Annotated in this window: 1 rRNA gene (cut by a window edge); it reads left to right on the top strand. The window is 56.3% G+C overall.

The window, feature by feature from the left end:
- Positions 1–1,186: ribosomal RNA gene (locus AB0L45_RS39380) — 23S ribosomal RNA — on the top strand; it begins 1,373 nt to the left of the window's first position.
- Positions 1,187–1,207: the final 21 nt, after the last annotated feature.

Genomic DNA, 1,207 nt, shown 5'->3' on the forward strand with positions numbered 1-1,207 from the left:
GAGTCTTGCACTCTGAGCTGGTGGTGGCCGCAGAGACCAGCGAGAAGCGACTGTTTACTAAAAACACAGGTCCGTGCGAAGCCGTAAGGCGATGTATACGGACTGACGCCTGCCCGGTGCTGGAACGTTAAGGGGACCGGTTAGCTCCATTTCGGTGGGGCGAAGCTGAGAACTTAAGCGCCAGTAAACGGCGGTGGTAACTATAACCATCCTAAGGTAGCGAAATTCCTTGTCGGGTAAGTTCCGACCTGCACGAATGGCGTAACGACTTCTCGACTGTCTCAACCATAGGCCCGGTGAAATTGCACTACGAGTAAAGATGCTCGTTTCGCGCAGCAGGACGGAAAGACCCCGGGACCTTTACTATAGCTTGATATTGGTGTTCGGTTCGGCTTGTGTAGGATAGGTGGGAGACTGTGAACTCGTCACGCCAGTGGCGGGGGAGTCGTTGTTGAAATACCACTCTGGTCGTGCTGGATGTCTAACCTGGGTCCGTGATCCGGATCAGGGACAGTGTCTGGTGGGTAGTTTAACTGGGGCGGTTGCCTCCTAAAGGGTAACGGAGGCGCCCAAAGGTTCCCTCAGCCTGGTTGGCAATCAGGTGTTGAGTGTAAGTGCACAAGGGAGCTTGACTGTGAGACTGACGGGTCGAGCAGGTACGAAAGTAGGGACTAGTGATCCGGCGGTGGCTTGTGGAAGCGCCGTCGCTCAACGGATAAAAGGTACCCCGGGGATAACAGGCTGATCTTCCCCAAGAGTCCATATCGACGGGATGGTTTGGCACCTCGATGTCGGCTCGTCGCATCCTGGGGCTGGAGTCGGTCCCAAGGGTTGGGCTGTTCGCCCATTAAAGCGGTACGCGAGCTGGGTTTAGAACGTCGTGAGACAGTTCGGTCCCTATCCGCTGTGCGCGTAGGAGTCTTGAGAAGGGCTGTCCCTAGTACGAGAGGACCGGGACGGACGAACCTCTGGTGTGCCAGTTGTCCTGCCAAGGGCATGGCTGGTTGGCTACGTTCGGAAAGGATAACCGCTGAAAGCATCTAAGCGGGAAGCCTGCTTCGAGATGAGGGCTCCCTCCTCCTTGAGAGGGTAAGGCTCCCAGTAGACGACTGGGTTGATAGGCCAGATATGGAAGCCTGGTAACGGGTGGAGTTGACTGGTACTAATAGGCCGAGGGCTTGTCCTCAGTTGCTCGCGTCCACTGTGT

The organism is Streptomyces sp. NPDC052496, from assembly GCF_040679095.1.
GTDB lineage: Bacteria > Actinomycetota > Actinomycetes > Streptomycetales > Streptomycetaceae > Streptomyces.